The sequence below is a fragment of the Kitasatospora albolonga genome, from assembly GCF_039535905.1.
Taxonomy (GTDB): domain Bacteria; phylum Actinomycetota; class Actinomycetes; order Streptomycetales; family Streptomycetaceae; genus Kitasatospora; species Kitasatospora albolonga.
The window spans coordinates 76,717-91,118 of sequence record NZ_BAAAYB010000150.1 but is presented as its reverse complement, the minus strand read 5'-3'; the positions used below and the strand labels follow the sequence as shown (position 1 = coordinate 91,118).

Here is a 14,402-nt window from a genome sequence, read left to right as displayed (position 1 = left end):
TCTGGACATGCTCGCCAACGACATCTACCTCGACAGCATCGGTGTACGGCTCGGTCGCAGGCTCGACCTCGCCGAGGCGGCAGCCGACGGCCGGTACGCCGCGTCCGAGCACATCGCCAACGGCCTGCTGGGCGTGACCGTCTCCGAGGACGACCACGCCCCCGACCTCGCGGTCGCGGCCGTGCGCCAGGCGCTGGAACGCTCCGAGGCCGACCCGGCGGACGTCCGGCTGCTGCTGCACGCCAGCGCGTACTTCCAGGGCCAGGACATGTGGACCCCGTCCTCCTACATCCAGCACCACACCATCGGTGGCGGCGCCCCGGCCGTGGAGGTCGACCAGAAGTCCAACGGGGGGCTGGCCGCCCTCTCGCTCGCCTCGGCCTTCCTGGCCGCCTGCGAGGACACCGCCGCCGTCCTGATCACCACCGGCGAGCGGTTCTGCCTCCCCGGCTTCGACCGGTTCCGCACCGAGAGCGGCACGGTGATGGCCGACGGCGGCACCGCCATGCTGCTCACCAGGCGCCCGGGGTTCGCCCGCGTCGTCTCCTGCGTGCTCACCTCGGACCCCTCGCTGGAGGGCATGTACCGCGGCCGGACCCTCAAGGACGCCCCGGCCGCGGGCGACAAGCCGCTCAACATGCGCGGGCGGAAGGCCGACTTCATGCGCCGCCACCTGAGCGACCTGGAGGAGATCTCGCTGCGGATCGCCGACGGCATCAGCGGCTGCCTCCAGCAGGCACTGGCGGAGGCCAAGTGCGAGGCCGACGACATCCGGCGCTTCGTCATGCCCAACAACGGCCAGACGGTGCGCTGGTGGGGCATGCTCGCCGAGATGGGCGTCGAGCGCGAGCGCACCACCTGGGAGTTCGGCCGCCAGATCAGCCACCTGGGCTCCGGGGACCAGGCCGCCGCCCTCGACCACCTGCTGCGCACCGGTCAACTGGCCGCAGGCGACCGCGTGTTGCTGGCCGGGGCCGGTTACGGCTTCAACTGGGGCGCCGCGGTGCTGGAGATCCTGAACGTGCCCGACTGGGCCGCCGCCGAAGCGTCCTGACGGACCGTCATCCTTCCGAGACAGGAGCACACATGCCCTTCCCCCCGCTCGCGGAGCCCGCTGCCGACCTGTCCGAGGACGAGGCTCGGCGGCATGCGCACCAGGTGATCCTGGCCGGCCACGGCATGACGGCGCAGCGCCGGCTCGCCGCCGCCCGGGTGCTGGTCATCGGCGCGGACGAGATCGGCGCACCGCTGATCGCCCACCTCGCCGACTGGGGCGTGGGCACCATCGGCATCAGCGACGGTTCCCCGCTCAACCCGTGGGACCGCCACCTGGGCATCGTGGCCGACGAGCCGGCCACCCGCGCCGACGCCTGGGCCCGGGCCCTGGCCACCACCCACCCGGCGGTGCGCACCGTCGTCGAGGGCCGCTTCGACGTGACCACCGCGGCGGACCTGGTCGCCGGCTACGACCTGGTGGTCTGCGCCGGTGAGGACCCGGCCCGCTGTCAACTGGCCGACGACGTCTGCGCGCAGGCCGGCAAGCCCTACGTGTGGGGGTCCATGGACGCCACCGGCGGGCGGGTGGCGGTCTTCTGGGACGTCCACGGCGCCACCCTCCGGGACCTGTTCCCGGAGCCTCCCACCCCCTACTTCCGCGGCATGTCCGGCGCGCTGCGGGCGGTGGGGTCCTGGCTGGCGGTGACCATGGCCACCGAGGCCCTCAAGCTGCTCACCGGCGCCGGCGAGCCGCTGGTGGGCCGGGTGATGAAGTACGACGCGATGGCCGCCACCTGCGTGACCGTGCCGCTGCGCCGCGATCCGCGCACCGACCGGCCGGCCGAACCGACCGCGGCGGAGCCGTTCTTCGGGCTCCTGTCGCCGCAGGCGGCCGTGGCGGCACGCGAGTCGACCCTGTCGGTGGAGGAGCTGAAGGAACTGCTCGACGGCGACGAGCCGATCGCCCTGGTGGACGTGCGCGAGCCCGACGAGTACGCCTTCGTGAGCCTGCCCGGCTCGGTGCTCGTCCCCAAGGACGAGTTCCTGGACGGTGACGCGGTCCAGCGGCTGCCCACCGACCGCAGGATCGTGTTCCTGTGCCGGTCCGGGATCCGCTCCGCCGAGGTGCTGGCGGTGGCCAGGCGGGCCGGCCGTCTGGACACCGCGCACCTGGGCGGCGGCATCGTCGCCTGGGCCGAGCGGATCGACCCGTCGCTGCCGACCTACTGACCCCAGGGAGACTACGCTCCGTAATCGACTTCCTGGTTCGTGGCCGCCCGGACCCCGCCCGGGCGGCCTCCCTTCGGCCTACCCAAACAATATTCCCGGCGGAAATCGACCGACGCGCACCAGTCGCTTTCCGAAAAGAAATGTGCGCCCGCGCACCCGAATTCCTCGGGCAATGCGGGCGCACATCTCGGCGTTCCCGTCAGCGCACCGGAACGCAGCGGCCGCCCTCGGTCCGGTAGGTCCAGCGGGCGCCGTTCGCGACCAGGTCCGCCACCGCTGCGACGAACCGGTCCAGGTGCTCCACGGGGGTCCCCGCCCCGAAGCTCATCCGCACCGCGTTGGCGGGCCGCTCGCCCGGTCCGGCCGGCTCCGGGGCGGCGCACTCCTGGGGCTGGTTCGGGTCGGCGCCCAGCAGGCGGCGCACCATCGGGTGGGCGCAGAACATGCCGTCGCGCACCCCGATGCCGTGCTCGGCGGACAGCGCCGCCGCCAGGTGGGAGCTGTTCCAGCCGTCGACGACGAGGCCGATCACCCCCACCCGGGGGCTGGTCCGGCCCAGCAGGGAGAGCACCCGCACCTCGGGGATGCCGGCCAGCGCGGTCAGCGTCCGCTCCAGCAGCGCCTCCTCGCGGGCGACCAGCGTCTCGAACCCCGCGGCGCTCAGCGCCCGGCAGGCCGCCGCCACCGCGTACACGCCGATGACGTTGGGCGAGCCGGCCTCGTGCCGCGCGCTGCCCTGCTGCCACTGGACCGACAGGCCCTGCTCGCCGTGCACGACGAGCCGGCTGGCGCCGCCGCCCGCCAGGTAGGGCTCGGCGGCGGCCAGCCAATCGGGGCGGCCGGCGAGCACGCCGGCGCCGAACGGCGCGTACATCTTGTGGCCGGAGAAGGCGATGTAGTCCGCGCCCAGCTCGGCGAGGTCCACCGGGCGGTGCGGTACCAGCTGCGCGGCGTCCACCACCACGCGCACCCCGGCGGCGTGGGCCACCTCGGTGATCTCGGCGATCGGCCACAGCTCGCCGGTCACGTTGGAGGCGCCGGTGACGCACACCAGGCCCGGCCGGTGCGGGTCGCGGCCCGCCAGCGCCTCGGCCACGGTCTCGACCGCCTGCTGGCGCGACGCCGGCGCGGGCAGGACGGTGACCTCGGCGCCGCGCCAGGGCAGCAGCGCGGCGTGGTGCTCGGTCTCGAAGACGTAGACCTGGGTGCCGGCCGGGAGCACCGAGGCCAGCAGGTTGAGCGAGTCGGTGGTGGAGCGGGTGAAGACGACCTCGTCGTCGGCGCGACAGCCGAGGAACTCGTGCACGGTGACGCGGCTGGCCTCGTACAGGTCGGTCGACAGCTGCGAGAGGTAGCCGGCGCCGCGGTGCACGCTGCCGTAGTACGGCACGTACCCGCACACCTCCTCCCAGACGCTGCGCAGGGCCGGGGCACTGGCCGCGTAGTCGAGGGCCGCGTAGGGCACGTCGTCGCCGGTGACGAGCGGCACCATGACGTCCGTTCCCAGGACGGGCAGGGGCGGCGCCGAGACGGCGTCGATGGTCGGGGCGTTGCGGGCAACACGCATGGCGGACTCCCGGGGGGAGGGCGGATGGGGGTGGCCGGGGCGCGGGCGAGCGGGTGCGACCGGGTGGGCGCATCCGGCGGGCGCGCCGGCGGGCGGGGCACTGGAGAAGGGGATGCGCGGCGGTCGACGGCACGCCGTGCGCGCAGGGCAGCGGGCCGGAGCACCGGCCCGGTCAGGGGCCGCGGCAGCCCGTACCGCTCGATTCTGCCAAGCGCGCGCCGCGCGCGGCAGGGGGCAAGTTGGCCGCTGACGGCCAGGGCTCGGCGCGCCGCCCTGGCCGCCGGGTGTCAGGAGTGCGGGGGCAGCGGATCCGGGTCGGGCAGCAGCTGGTGGGTCCGCGCGGCGATGACGCCGGCCTCGAAGCGGCTGCTCACGCCCAGTCGGCGCAGCAACGAGGACACCGTGCGGCGCAGGGTGCGCGGGGAGACGTGCAGTTCGCGGGCGATCTCCAGGTCCTGGCGGCCCTTGGCCCACAGCCGCAGGATGACCAGCTGCTGCTCGGTCAGGCTCACCGGGGCCCCGGTGCCGGCCGGCCGGTCCTCCAGGCACGGCCCCTCGTCGTCCGCCGCGCCGGTGCGCAGGTCGCGCGCGTCGTCCCAGCAGTACTCGAAGATCCGGATGAGGACCTGCAGCAGGGCCGGCTGGCGCACCAGCAGCGTCGAGTCCGGCAGGCACACCAGCGCCATCTCGTCGTCGACGACGACCAGCCGGAACGGCAGCAGCGGCGCCACCCGGATCTGGACCCCGCGCCGGGAGAGCTTCTCCAGGTGGGAGACGGCCGTGGCGTTCTGCAACAGGCCGCTCTGGTGGATCGTGCGCACGCTGACCCGCGACCCGCGCTCCCGCCAGTCGCCGCCCAGGCGGTCGATGACCAGGTGGCGGGCGATGACCGACGGCTGGATCAGGCGGATCTGACCGCGGGCCAGCGCCACCGCGGCGTCGAGCAGCTCATGGGCCCGTGCCGGGTCGTGGACCTCCACCGGGTCGCCGGTGTGGCCGGCCGGGACCGCGGCGCGGTGCACGGCCAGCGCGGACACGTGGGACTCCAGCAGCCGGGCGCAGTCCGCCGCGCTGACCAGCGCCCGCTGCTGCCTTTCCAGTAGCTCCGACAACGTTCCCACGGCATTCCCCGCCATTTCATCCTGCTGTACCGGCACCTCGCGGCCTCCCTGCTGGCATGTCCCCCGGCGGCCATGGCCGCTCCAGGCCACTAAATGGTCTACACGGCTTTGATCTCCTCTGGCAAGATTATTTCACCGGATTAATTGGAAATCCCGTTCCCCGTCTTCGGCAGTGCTCACTCTGCGTAAGCAAACACCTTGGCGCGACCCATCCGTCAGTGGCAGCCGCAGGTGCTGACGCCGCTCCGTCTTGGCAGGAAAGGAGAAGCGAAACCGGTGAACGATCGAGACTCTCTGGTGTGCGACCGGGCCGCAGGGCACCCCCTGGGGGGCCTGGCCGACCCGGCCGGCGGGCTCGGCACCGAGCGGGCCGAGCAGACCGCGCAGCGCCTGTGGCGGCGGATGACGCTGGTCGCCGCCCCCCCACGGCACGCCGCGCCCGCGGCCGATGGCCGTACCCGCCGAACTGCACGCCGCCCTGGCCCTGTTCGAGGCCTCCGCGCAAGGCTCCGCCACCGGCGGTCACAGCGCCCCCTCGGCCGGCGCGCTGCAGCCCTACGAACTGCGGGTGGTCACCGGCGGTCCGGACGGGCCGCGGGTGTTCTCCGTGGACGTGGCCCGGCGCACCTGCTACCTCACCCACGAAGGCGAGGAGGTGGACAAGGCGCTGTGCGACGGCGGCCTCGCGCTGCCGGGCCCTGACACCAGCCTGGTGCTGCTCGTGGTGCGGCCCTGGCTGTCCATCCGCAAGTACGACGAACGCGGTTATCTGTACGCCCAGTTGGACACCGCGCACCTGGGCACCCACCTGCTGTGCCTGGCCGCGGCCGGACACCGCCGGGCGCAGTGGCTGACCGGTGCCGCGACCGGCCCGCTGAACACCCTGCTCGGCCTGGGGGACGACTACCTCCTGCCGCACAGCGTGCTGCTGCTGGACGGCCCGGCCGGCCACCGGCCGCCCGAGCCGGGCGCCTGGAGCTGCACCGACCACCGGGACACCCGCCGCTCGCCCCGGCGGCCCGAGCACTTCGAGTACCGATGTTGGCAACAGCTGGCCGAATTCCGCCACGAAGGGCCGACCGCGTCCTCGGGCACCCCGCCGCTCAGCCTGCTGGACGGCACCGAGGCGGCCGCGCCGCCGCAGCCGGCCCAGCTGGCCCGGTTGGCCCGGCTCGCCGCCGTCCGGCGCTCCGCCAAGGACTTCGGGCCCGGCCCGGTGCCGGCCGACGCGCTGCGGCGGGCGCTGGCCGCCATGAGCACCCCGCTGCCCACCGACCTGCCGCCCGCGGACGGCTTCGGCGCCACGCTGGTCGCCCGCCGGGTGGACGGTCTGGCCCCCGGCGCCTACCGCGTCCTGCGCGCCGGTACCGAGGACGCCGCACCCCGCGGTCGCGTCACGAGCAGTGACGACGACCTGGTGCGGATCTGCATGGGGCAGGAGCACCTGCGTCACACGGCCGCCGCCGTCGTCTTCCACGGCCGCCGGGAGCAGGTCTTCCGGCACGGCATGGCCGGGATCGACCACGCGCTGCTGCGCGCCGGGGCCCTGGCCCACCTGCTCTACCTGGGCGCCACCGACGCCGACGTGGCGATCACCACCATCGGTGGCTTCGACGCCGCGGCCTGGCACCGCCTCGCCGGGCTGACCGATCAGGACGAGGTCCTCTACGTCGCGATGCTCGGGCCGCGCGGCGCCGCCGCCCGGAAGACCGACCGCCTACAGGGCGCCTACGCCCACGGGGGGCGCTGACCGATGCTCGCCGACATCATGACCAAGGCCCTGCGCGACGGCGGCGGCCGGGCGCAGGTGACGGACCGTCACGCCAGGCTCACGTACCGGGAGCTGGACCGGGCCGCCGACGAGCAGGCCACCCGGCTGCGCGCTCTGCTCGGCCCCGGCGAGCGGCACCGGGTCGCCGTCCAGTCCGGCAACTCGGTCGCCTATCTGGTTGCCTACCTGGCCGTCCTCAAGGCCGGCAGCGTGCCCTTCCTGATCGACCGGGCCAGCGGCCCGCGCGAGGTGCAGCTCATCTGGCAGGACTGCGGGCTCGACCTGCTGCTCCAGGACGAGGCCGCGGCCGCGCCCGAGGTCGGCACCCCGCGCGGCACGCTGGGGTCGCTGCTGGCGACCGGCCTGCCCGCGCGGGAGGAAGCGCCCGCGCTGCACGACCTGACCGAGGTGTGCCGGTTCACCTCCGGCTCCACCGGCCGTCCCAACTGCATCGAGTTCGCCGGCACCGCGGTGCACCGGGCCGCGGTGAACTGGGCCGAGGGCACCGGCCTCTCGGGCGGCGACAGCATCCTGTGCTTCGCCTCCCTCTCCAACGGCCTGGCCTTCAACACCTCGCTGCTCTCCGCCTTCCTGGTCGGTGCCGACCTGCACCTGGGCAGCGGACTGCCCACCGGCGGCGCGGTGTCGCGGCTGCTCGCGAGCACCGCCGCCACCCGGCTGGTCGGCTTCCCGGCGCTCTACGAGTCGCTGGTCCGCCGCCCCGCCGACGGCACCGCACCGCCGAACCTGAGGATGGCGGTCTCCTCGGCGGCGCCGCTGCGCCCCGACACCCGGAGCGAGTTCACGGCGCGCACCGGCGTGCCGCTGCAGAACTACTTCGGGGTGGCGGAGGCCGGCCCGCTGACCTTCGCCGCGGACCCGCTGACCGATCCGGGCCTGGGCCAGCCGCTGCCCGGCGTGCGCCTGCGGGCCGGTACCGCCGCCGCACCCGAGGTGGTGCAGGTGCACAGCCAGTCCATGGGCACCCGCTACCTCAACGCGCCCGGCGTACTTGAGGGCCGCATCGACCAGGACGGCTTCTACCACACCGGCGACACCGGCTACCTCCGCGACGGCAGCCTGGTGCTCACCGGACGCACCAGCCAGAAGATCAACGTCGGCGGGCGCAAGATCGACGCCCTCGAGGTCACCCAGGCGCTCCTCGACGTCCCCGGCGTCACCGACGCGGTCGTCCTGGAGACCCCCGACCGGCACGGCGGCAGCGCACTGGCTGCCGTGATCACCGCCGAACCCGGCTTCGACCCGGCCGAGGGGCGCCGCCGGCTGGCCGAGCGCATCTCCGCCTACAAGGTCCCCAGTCTCATCCGCGTCGTGCCCCAGATCCCCCGCGGCTCCACCGGCAAACCCGCCATGGCCCAGCTGCGCGGCCTGTTCATCACCACTGGCCAGCCCCAGTGACGACCCGCCAGGAGAACGCCGTCATGCCCGTGTCCTCGAACCAGATCCGTCCGCGCATCGTGCGCATCGTGCTCGGCGCCGCCGAGGGCGATCTGACCGAGCAGGCCCTCGCCGCCGCCAACTGGTCGCTACCGGCCGTCAGTTACTCCTCCCTCGCCTACATCCGGATGATCGACACCGTGGAGAACGAGCTCGGTGTCTACCTGGACCCGGAGGAGGACAGCGAGCGCTTCGAGACCATCGACAGCATCGTCGACCTGGTCTGTCAGCAGTTGGAGTCCGGCGATGCCTGAGCCGGTCCTGGGGATCGTCGGCACCGGCCGGCTCGCCGCGGCGGTCGGCGGACTCGCCCGGGCCGAGGGGCACTCCGTACGGGTCTACGAGCCCCGCGCCGTCGACACCTGGCGCCGAGGCCCCGCGGCCGACGTCGTCATCGACTGCTCCGCCCCGGCCGTCACCGGCCAAGTCGCCGACCTGTGCGCCGAGTTCGGACTGCCGCTGGTCGAGTGCGTCTCCGCGCTGCCCGAGGTCCAGGTGCGGCGACTGCGAGCCCTGGCCGCCGGGGTGCCGGTGGTGCTGGCCGCCAACCTGTCGCTGGGCAACTACCTGCAGACCCGCGCCCTGCGCGGCGTCGCGCAGGTGGTGACGACGATGGCGCGGGCCGGCATCGACGGCGCCGTGCCCGAGGCAGCGGTGCTGGAACGCCACCCGGTCACCAAGGCCCACCGGCCCAGCGCCACGGCCGAGTTGCTGGCCCGGGAGTGGACCCGGCAGACCGGGGCCGACCCCGCCGACGTGGCCTCGCTGCGCCACGGGCCCGCCGTCAGCGACCACACCGTCAGCCTGGGCTGGCCGGAGCAGAGCCTGGTGATCAGCCATCACGTCACCTCGCTCCGGGCGGCCGCGGCCGGCGCCATCGGGGTCGCGACCTGGGCCGTGGGCCACACCCCCGGCAGCTACACCGTCCACGAGGTGTTCGACGACATGGTGGCCGCCATGGAGCGCGCCACCGGCCGAGCGGAGGGGGTCCGGTGACGGCGACCACGACCGGAGCCCGGGTGCCGACCCGGATGGCCGAGCAGATCGCCCTGGGCGCCCGGATGCTCTCCCTGGACGGGCACGACGACTTCAACCAGGGTCAGATCTCCGCGCGGATGCCCGGCTCGGACACCTTCTACATCAAGAACGCCCTGGTGGGGTTCGACGAGGCGGGTCCCGACCAGATCGTGGCGGCCGACACCGACCCGGCGGCTCCCGTCGATCCGCTGGCCCCACCGGAACTCCCGCTGCACCAAGCGATCTACCGCGCCCGCCCGGACGTCAACGGCATCGTGCACAGCCACGCCCCGCACACCCTGGTGTTCGGCGCCACGGACCTGACGCTGCGACCCGTCTCGCACGACGGCGCGCACTTCGTCGACGCCCTGGGCCTGTTCACCCTGACCAGCAACACGGTCCTGGACCAGGAGACCGGCGAGGCCATCGCCCACGCGCTCGGCGACGGCAACGGCGTCCTACTGCGCAACCACGGCTCGGTGGTGATCGGCCGGAGCGTGCGGCACGCGGCCGTGTTCGCCCAGGTCCTCGAGCGCGCCTGCCGGCTGCAACTGCTCGCCGAACAGACCGGCGTCCCCTACAGCTGGTCGAGCGACACGGACGTCGCCCTGAAGCGCGACTTCGTCTACGCCGACCTGTCGGTGCGCTCCTACTGGGACTACGCCGTGCGCCGGGTCCGGCGCAGCTGGCCGGACATCAGCACGTGGTGAGACATCAGCACGTGGTGAGCGGCCACGCCACCTCCGGCATCCTGGTGGCCGTCTGCGACGTCGCCACCGCCGCGGACCGCTACGGGCACCTGCTCAGCGCGGTCGAACGGACCGGTGCGGCGGCCTACCCGCCGCACCGGGCCCGGGAGTTCACCGCCGGGCGCGGACTGCTGCGGTGGGCTCTGGGCCACACCCTCGAAGCGGGGGCCGCCGCCAGCCGGATCGTCCTGACCGACCGCGGCAAGCCCGTGCTGGCGGACCGGCCGGCGACCGGCATCAGCCTGTCCCACAGCGGCGGGACCGTCGCCGTGGCCGTCGCCGTCGGCCGCGCCGTCGGCATCGACCTCCAGGCGCCGGTCCCGGTCACCGACGGCCTGCTGCGGCGCTGCTGCACACCCGAGCAGCAGCGCGAACTGGCCGCCCTGGAGCCCGACCGCCGTCCCACCGCCCTGGCCCGGCGCTGGACGATCCTCGAGGCACACGCCAAGGCCACCGGACGCGGTCTGACCCGTTCCCCGGGCCGGTTCCCCGGGCCCTTGCTGGCCCGGCGCGGCCACGGCCGGGACTTCGCCTGGCGCACGCTGCCCCCGCTGGGCGGCTGCGCCGCGGCCCTCGCCTTCGACGGACCCGCCCACCGGGTCCGCCTGCGCATCGCGCTGCCGGCCGGCACCCCCGGCCCCCGCCGTACCGTCCACGACACCCATCCTCACCGAGAGGCGCCGACCCGATGACCGCTCTACCCCTCGTCGCCGACGGACCCCGTGCAGCGACCAAGGAGGAGGTGCGCGAGCTCCTGGCCCTGGCCGAGGAGCTGGCGGACAAGGAACTCGCCCCCAACGCCGACACTTTCGAGGCGCAGTCGCACTTCCCGCGGGAGATCCTCGACACCCTCGGCCGGGCCGGGCTGCTCAGCCTGCCCTACCCCGCCGAGTACGGCGGCGGCGGCCTGGGCTACGAGGAGTACCTCACCGTCCTGGAGGTCCTCGCCCGGCGCTGGCTCGCCGTCGCCCAGTCGGTCAACATCCACGTCCTGTCCTGTTACCCGCTGGCCGCCTACGGCACCGACCGCCAGCGCGAGCGGTGGCTGCCGGACATGCTGGGCGGCCGGCGGCTCGGCGCCAACTGCATCTCCGAGGCCGAGGCCGGCTCCGACATCTCGGCGCTGGCCTGCACCGCCCGCCTGGACCGCTCGCAGGACGCCTACACGCTCCAGGGCACCAAGTCCTGGATCAGCCACGCCGGTCAGGCCGACTTCTACAACATCTTCTGCCGCACCGGGGGCGAGGGCGCGCGCGGACTGTCCGTGCTGCTCACCGCCGCCGACACCCACGGCCTGGTGGTGCAGGGCCTGGAGAAGAAGATGGGCACGCGCTCGTCACCCACCGCGGCCATCGCCCTGGACGGCGCGCAGGTGCCGGCCGAGCGCCTGATCGGCCGGCCCGGCAAGGGGTTCCTGATCGCCTCCGGTCTGTTCGACCGCGGCCGCCTGGGCATCGCGGCCTGCGCCGTGGGGCTGGCCGCGGCCGCCGTGGACTACGCGGTCGCCTACGCCAAGACCCGCCGTCAGTTCGGGCGCCCCGTCGCCGACTTCCAGGGGCTGGCCTTCATGCTCGCCGACATGTCCACCCAGGTCGCGGCCGCCCGCGCGCTGGTCCGCGAGGCCGCCCAGGCCCTCGACCGGGGGGCCGCGCCCTCCGCCGTCACCGCCGCGGCCGCCCGCGCCAAGCTGTTCGCCACCGATACCGCGATGCGCGTCACCACCGATGCCGTGCAGGCCCTGGGCGCCTACGGATACGTCCAGGACCACCCGGTCGAACGCTGGATGAGGGAGGCCAAGCTGCTCCAGATCATCGAAGGCACCAACCAGATCCAGCGCATCGTCATCGCCCGTTCGCTGTGACCGAGGGGACCGCAGCCGTGTCCGAACCGCACTTCACCGAGCACGTCGACGTCGTCATCGTCGGCAGCGGCCCCACCGGGGCGGCCTACGCCCGTCTCGTCACCGACGCCCGGCCCCGGGCCCGGGTGCTGATGGTCGAGGCCGGCCCCGCCGTCACCGACCCGCCCGGCGCGCACCTGGCCAACCTGACCGACGCGGGAGAGCGCGAACGCGCCGTCCTCGCCTCCCAGGGCCCCCACCAGCACCGCTACCCGCTCTCGGCAGCCTCGGCCGTCGCCCAGCACCGGACCCCCGAGGACCGCGCCCGCGCGCTCCTCACCCGGCCCGGGCTGATCCCGGTGGGCTCCGGCGAGCCCGCCGGCGACGGATGGCCGGCGGCCCAACAGGCCTGCAACGTCGGCGGCATGGGATCCCACTGGTTCGGCGCCAGTCCCCGTCCGGACGGCACCGAGCGGATCCCGTTCCTCGACCCCGCCGTCCTGGACGAGGCCCTCACCGTCGCCGAGCGACTGCTCGACGTCTCGAGCACGCAGTTCCAGGGCTCGGCCTTCGCCGCCCACCTGCGGCAGGTGCTCGGCGCGGACCTGGACGAGGACCGCGCCCCCGGGCGGCGGGTGCAGCCCATGCCGATGGCAGTCCGCAACACCCCGGCGGGCCTCCGGCGCTGCGGCACCGACGTGGTCCTCGGCGAGCTGGCCGCCGGCGCGAACAAGCACTTCGAACTGCGCCCCGGCACGCTCTGCGAGCGGATCCTCACCGCGGACGGCCGCGCCCTCGGGGTCCGGCTGCGCGACCGCGCCGACGGCACCGCGTACCAGGTGCGGGCCGAACACGTCGTGGTGGCGGCCGACCCGCTGCGGACCCCGCAGCTGCTCTTCGCCTCCGGCGTGCGCCCCGCCGCCCTGGGCCGCTACCTCAACGAGCACTCCCAGGTCTCGCTGCTGGCCGAGGTGGACCTGCCCGAGGCGGAGGCCGTGGCAGCGGACTCGACGGGCCCGGCGCCGGTGATGTCGGACTCCACGGTCTCCACCCTCGCGGCCAGCGGGGTGACCTGGATCCCCTGCGACGGCGAGGAGTACCCGTTCCACGGCATGCTCACCCGGATCGACCCGGCCACCCTGGCCCGCCCCGGTACCGGCGAGCCGCCCGCCAAGCCGCTGCTCTCCGTCCACCTGTTCACCGCGCAGGAGCCGCGGCGCGACAACCGGCTGGAGTTCAGCGACACCGACCAGGACTGGCTGGGCATGCCGGCCATGACGATCCGTCACACCCTGGGCGAAGCCGACCGCCGCGTCCTGCGCCGCGCCCAGGCCGAGGCGCTGCGACTGAGCGGGCTGGTGGGCAGGCCGCTGGCGGAGGAGAGCCCGTGGGTCCTGCCCGGCGGCAGCTCCCTGCACTACCAGGGGACCGTACGGATGGGCGCCGCCGACGACGGCAGCAGCGTCTGCGACCCGGCCTGCCGGGTCTGGGGCCTGGAGAACCTCTACCTGGCGGGCAACGGGGTGATCCCGACGCCCACGGCCTGCAACCCCACGCTCACCAGCGTCGCGCTGGCGGTGATCGGCGCGCGCGACCTGGTGCGCCGGCTGCCCGACACCACCCAGGACCTGGCCGTCGCGTCAGGGCCGTCGGAAGGGAAGACCACGTGATCCACACACGGCTCGGCCGCACCGGACTGCGCGTCAGCAGACTGGTCCTCGGCACCGTCAACTTCGGCGGCCGGGTGGAGGAACCCGAGGCGCACCGGCTGATGGACCACGCCCTCGCCCAGGGCATCAACGTCGTCGACACCGCCAACACCTACGGCTGGCGGGTCTACAAGGGCCACACCGAGGAGGTCATCGGCCGCTGGCTCGCCAAGCAGCCCAACCGTCGCGACCAGGTGGTGCTCGCCACCAAGGTCGGCGACCCGATGGGCGACGGCCTCAACGACCAGGGCCTGTCCGCCCGCAACATCGTCGCCGGCTGTGAGGCCTCGCTGCGCCGACTGGGCACGGACCACATCGACCTGTACCAGATGCACCACATCGACCGGTCCGTCGGCTGGGACGAGATCTGGCAGGCGATGGACCTGCTCGTCACCCAGGGCAAGGTGCGCTACGTCGGGTCCTCGAACTTCGCCGGCTGGGACATCGCCTCCGCCCAGGAGGCGGCCCGGCGCCGCAACGGCCTGGGCCTGGTGTCCGAGCAGTGCGTCTACAACCTGGTCACCCGCCACCCCGAGCTGGAGGTCATCCCCGCGGCCGCCGCCTACGGACTCGGCGTGCTGGTCTGGTCGCCGCTCCACGGCGGCCTGCTCAGCGGCGTGTTGCGCAAGATCCGCGACAACGACGCCGTCAAGTCGGCCCAGGGCCGGGCCGCGGAGGCCCTGCTGGAGCACCGGGACACCATCGAGGCCTACGAGAAGCTGTGCGCCGACTTCGACACCGATCCCGCGCAGGCGGCGCTGGCCTGGACGCTGTCCCGCCCCGGGGTGACCGCCGCGGTGATCGGTCCGCGCACCGAGCGGCACATCGACGGTGCGCTCGCCGCCCTCACCTCACCGCCGCCCGAGGCCCTCCTGTCCCAGCTCGACCAGCTGTTCCCGCCGGTCGGACGGGGCGGCCCCGCCCCCGACGCATGGCTCTCCTGA

13 protein-coding genes are annotated in these 14,402 nt (G+C 74.2%); 11 read left to right on the top strand and 2 right to left on the bottom strand.

Annotated features, from left to right (window positions below; all coding sequences use genetic code 11):
* The first annotated feature begins 7 nt into the window (after nt 1-7).
* Nucleotides 8-1,054: a ketoacyl-ACP synthase III family protein gene (locus ABD946_RS38060; protein WP_345290327.1), complete on the top strand. Its 1,047-nt coding sequence runs from the start codon at nt 8-10 to the stop codon at nt 1,052-1,054.
* A gap of 32 nt (nt 1,055-1,086) precedes the next feature.
* Complete coding sequence (locus ABD946_RS38055) at nt 1,087-2,226, top strand: ThiF family adenylyltransferase (protein ID WP_345290326.1); 1,140 nt, start codon at nt 1,087-1,089, stop codon at nt 2,224-2,226.
* 199 nt (nt 2,227-2,425) lie between these two features.
* Here the strand turns inward: ABD946_RS38055 and ABD946_RS38050 are convergent, their stop codons facing one another.
* The gene (locus ABD946_RS38050; protein ID WP_345290325.1) at nt 2,426-3,793 is read right to left on the bottom strand and encodes an aminotransferase class V-fold PLP-dependent enzyme; all 1,368 of its coding nucleotides are present in this window, start codon (nt 3,791-3,793) and stop codon (nt 2,426-2,428) included.
* A gap of 287 nt (nt 3,794-4,080) precedes the next feature.
* Nucleotides 4,081-4,914, bottom strand: coding sequence for a helix-turn-helix transcriptional regulator (locus ABD946_RS38045; RefSeq protein ID WP_345290324.1), 834 nt, complete (start codon nt 4,912-4,914; stop codon nt 4,081-4,083).
* 448 nt (nt 4,915-5,362) lie between these two features.
* Here ABD946_RS38045 and ABD946_RS38040 point away from each other — a divergent pair, with 448 nt between their 5' ends.
* Genes ABD946_RS38040 through ABD946_RS38000 form a run of 9 tightly spaced genes read left to right on the top strand, consistent with a single transcriptional unit; the run spans nt 5,363 to nt 14,402 of the window.
* A complete protein-coding gene (locus tag ABD946_RS38040; protein ID WP_345290323.1) occupies nt 5,363-6,664 on the top strand; it encodes a nitroreductase family protein in 1,302 nt (433 codons plus the stop codon).
* Nucleotides 6,665-6,667: 3 nt separating this feature from the next.
* Entirely contained in the window at nt 6,668-8,104 is a 1,437-nt protein-coding gene (locus ABD946_RS38035) for a class I adenylate-forming enzyme family protein (RefSeq protein WP_345290322.1), read from the top strand.
* 23 nt (nt 8,105-8,127) lie between these two features.
* The gene (locus ABD946_RS38030; protein WP_345290321.1) at nt 8,128-8,397 is read left to right on the top strand and encodes a hypothetical protein; all 270 of its coding nucleotides are present in this window, start codon (nt 8,128-8,130) and stop codon (nt 8,395-8,397) included.
* Nucleotides 8,390-9,139 carry a dihydrodipicolinate reductase C-terminal domain-containing protein gene (locus ABD946_RS38025; RefSeq protein WP_345290320.1) on the top strand — a complete coding sequence of 250 codons (750 nt, stop codon included), beginning with the start codon at nt 8,390-8,392 and terminating at the stop codon, nt 9,137-9,139. Before ABD946_RS38030 ends, ABD946_RS38025 begins: the two co-directional genes overlap by 8 nt.
* Nucleotides 9,136-9,870, top strand: a complete 735-nt coding sequence (locus ABD946_RS38020; protein ID WP_345290319.1) for a class II aldolase/adducin family protein — start codon at nt 9,136-9,138, stop codon at nt 9,868-9,870. Before ABD946_RS38025 ends, ABD946_RS38020 begins: the two co-directional genes overlap by 4 nt.
* Nucleotides 9,867-10,601: a 4'-phosphopantetheinyl transferase family protein gene (locus tag ABD946_RS38015; protein WP_345290318.1), complete on the top strand. Its 735-nt coding sequence runs from the start codon at nt 9,867-9,869 to the stop codon at nt 10,599-10,601. Before ABD946_RS38020 ends, ABD946_RS38015 begins: the two co-directional genes overlap by 4 nt.
* A complete protein-coding gene (locus ABD946_RS38010) occupies nt 10,598-11,770 on the top strand; it encodes an acyl-CoA dehydrogenase family protein (protein WP_345290317.1) in 1,173 nt (390 codons plus the stop codon). Before ABD946_RS38015 ends, ABD946_RS38010 begins: the two co-directional genes overlap by 4 nt.
* A 17-nt stretch (nt 11,771-11,787) precedes the next feature.
* Nucleotides 11,788-13,419 (top strand): GMC oxidoreductase, encoded by a 1,632-nt coding sequence (locus ABD946_RS38005; protein WP_345290316.1) that lies wholly within the window; start codon nt 11,788-11,790, stop codon nt 13,417-13,419.
* Nucleotides 13,416-14,402 carry an aldo/keto reductase gene (locus ABD946_RS38000; protein ID WP_345290315.1) on the top strand — a complete coding sequence of 329 codons (987 nt, stop codon included), beginning with the start codon at nt 13,416-13,418 and terminating at the stop codon, nt 14,400-14,402. The genes ABD946_RS38005 and ABD946_RS38000 overlap by 4 nt, the downstream gene beginning before the upstream one ends.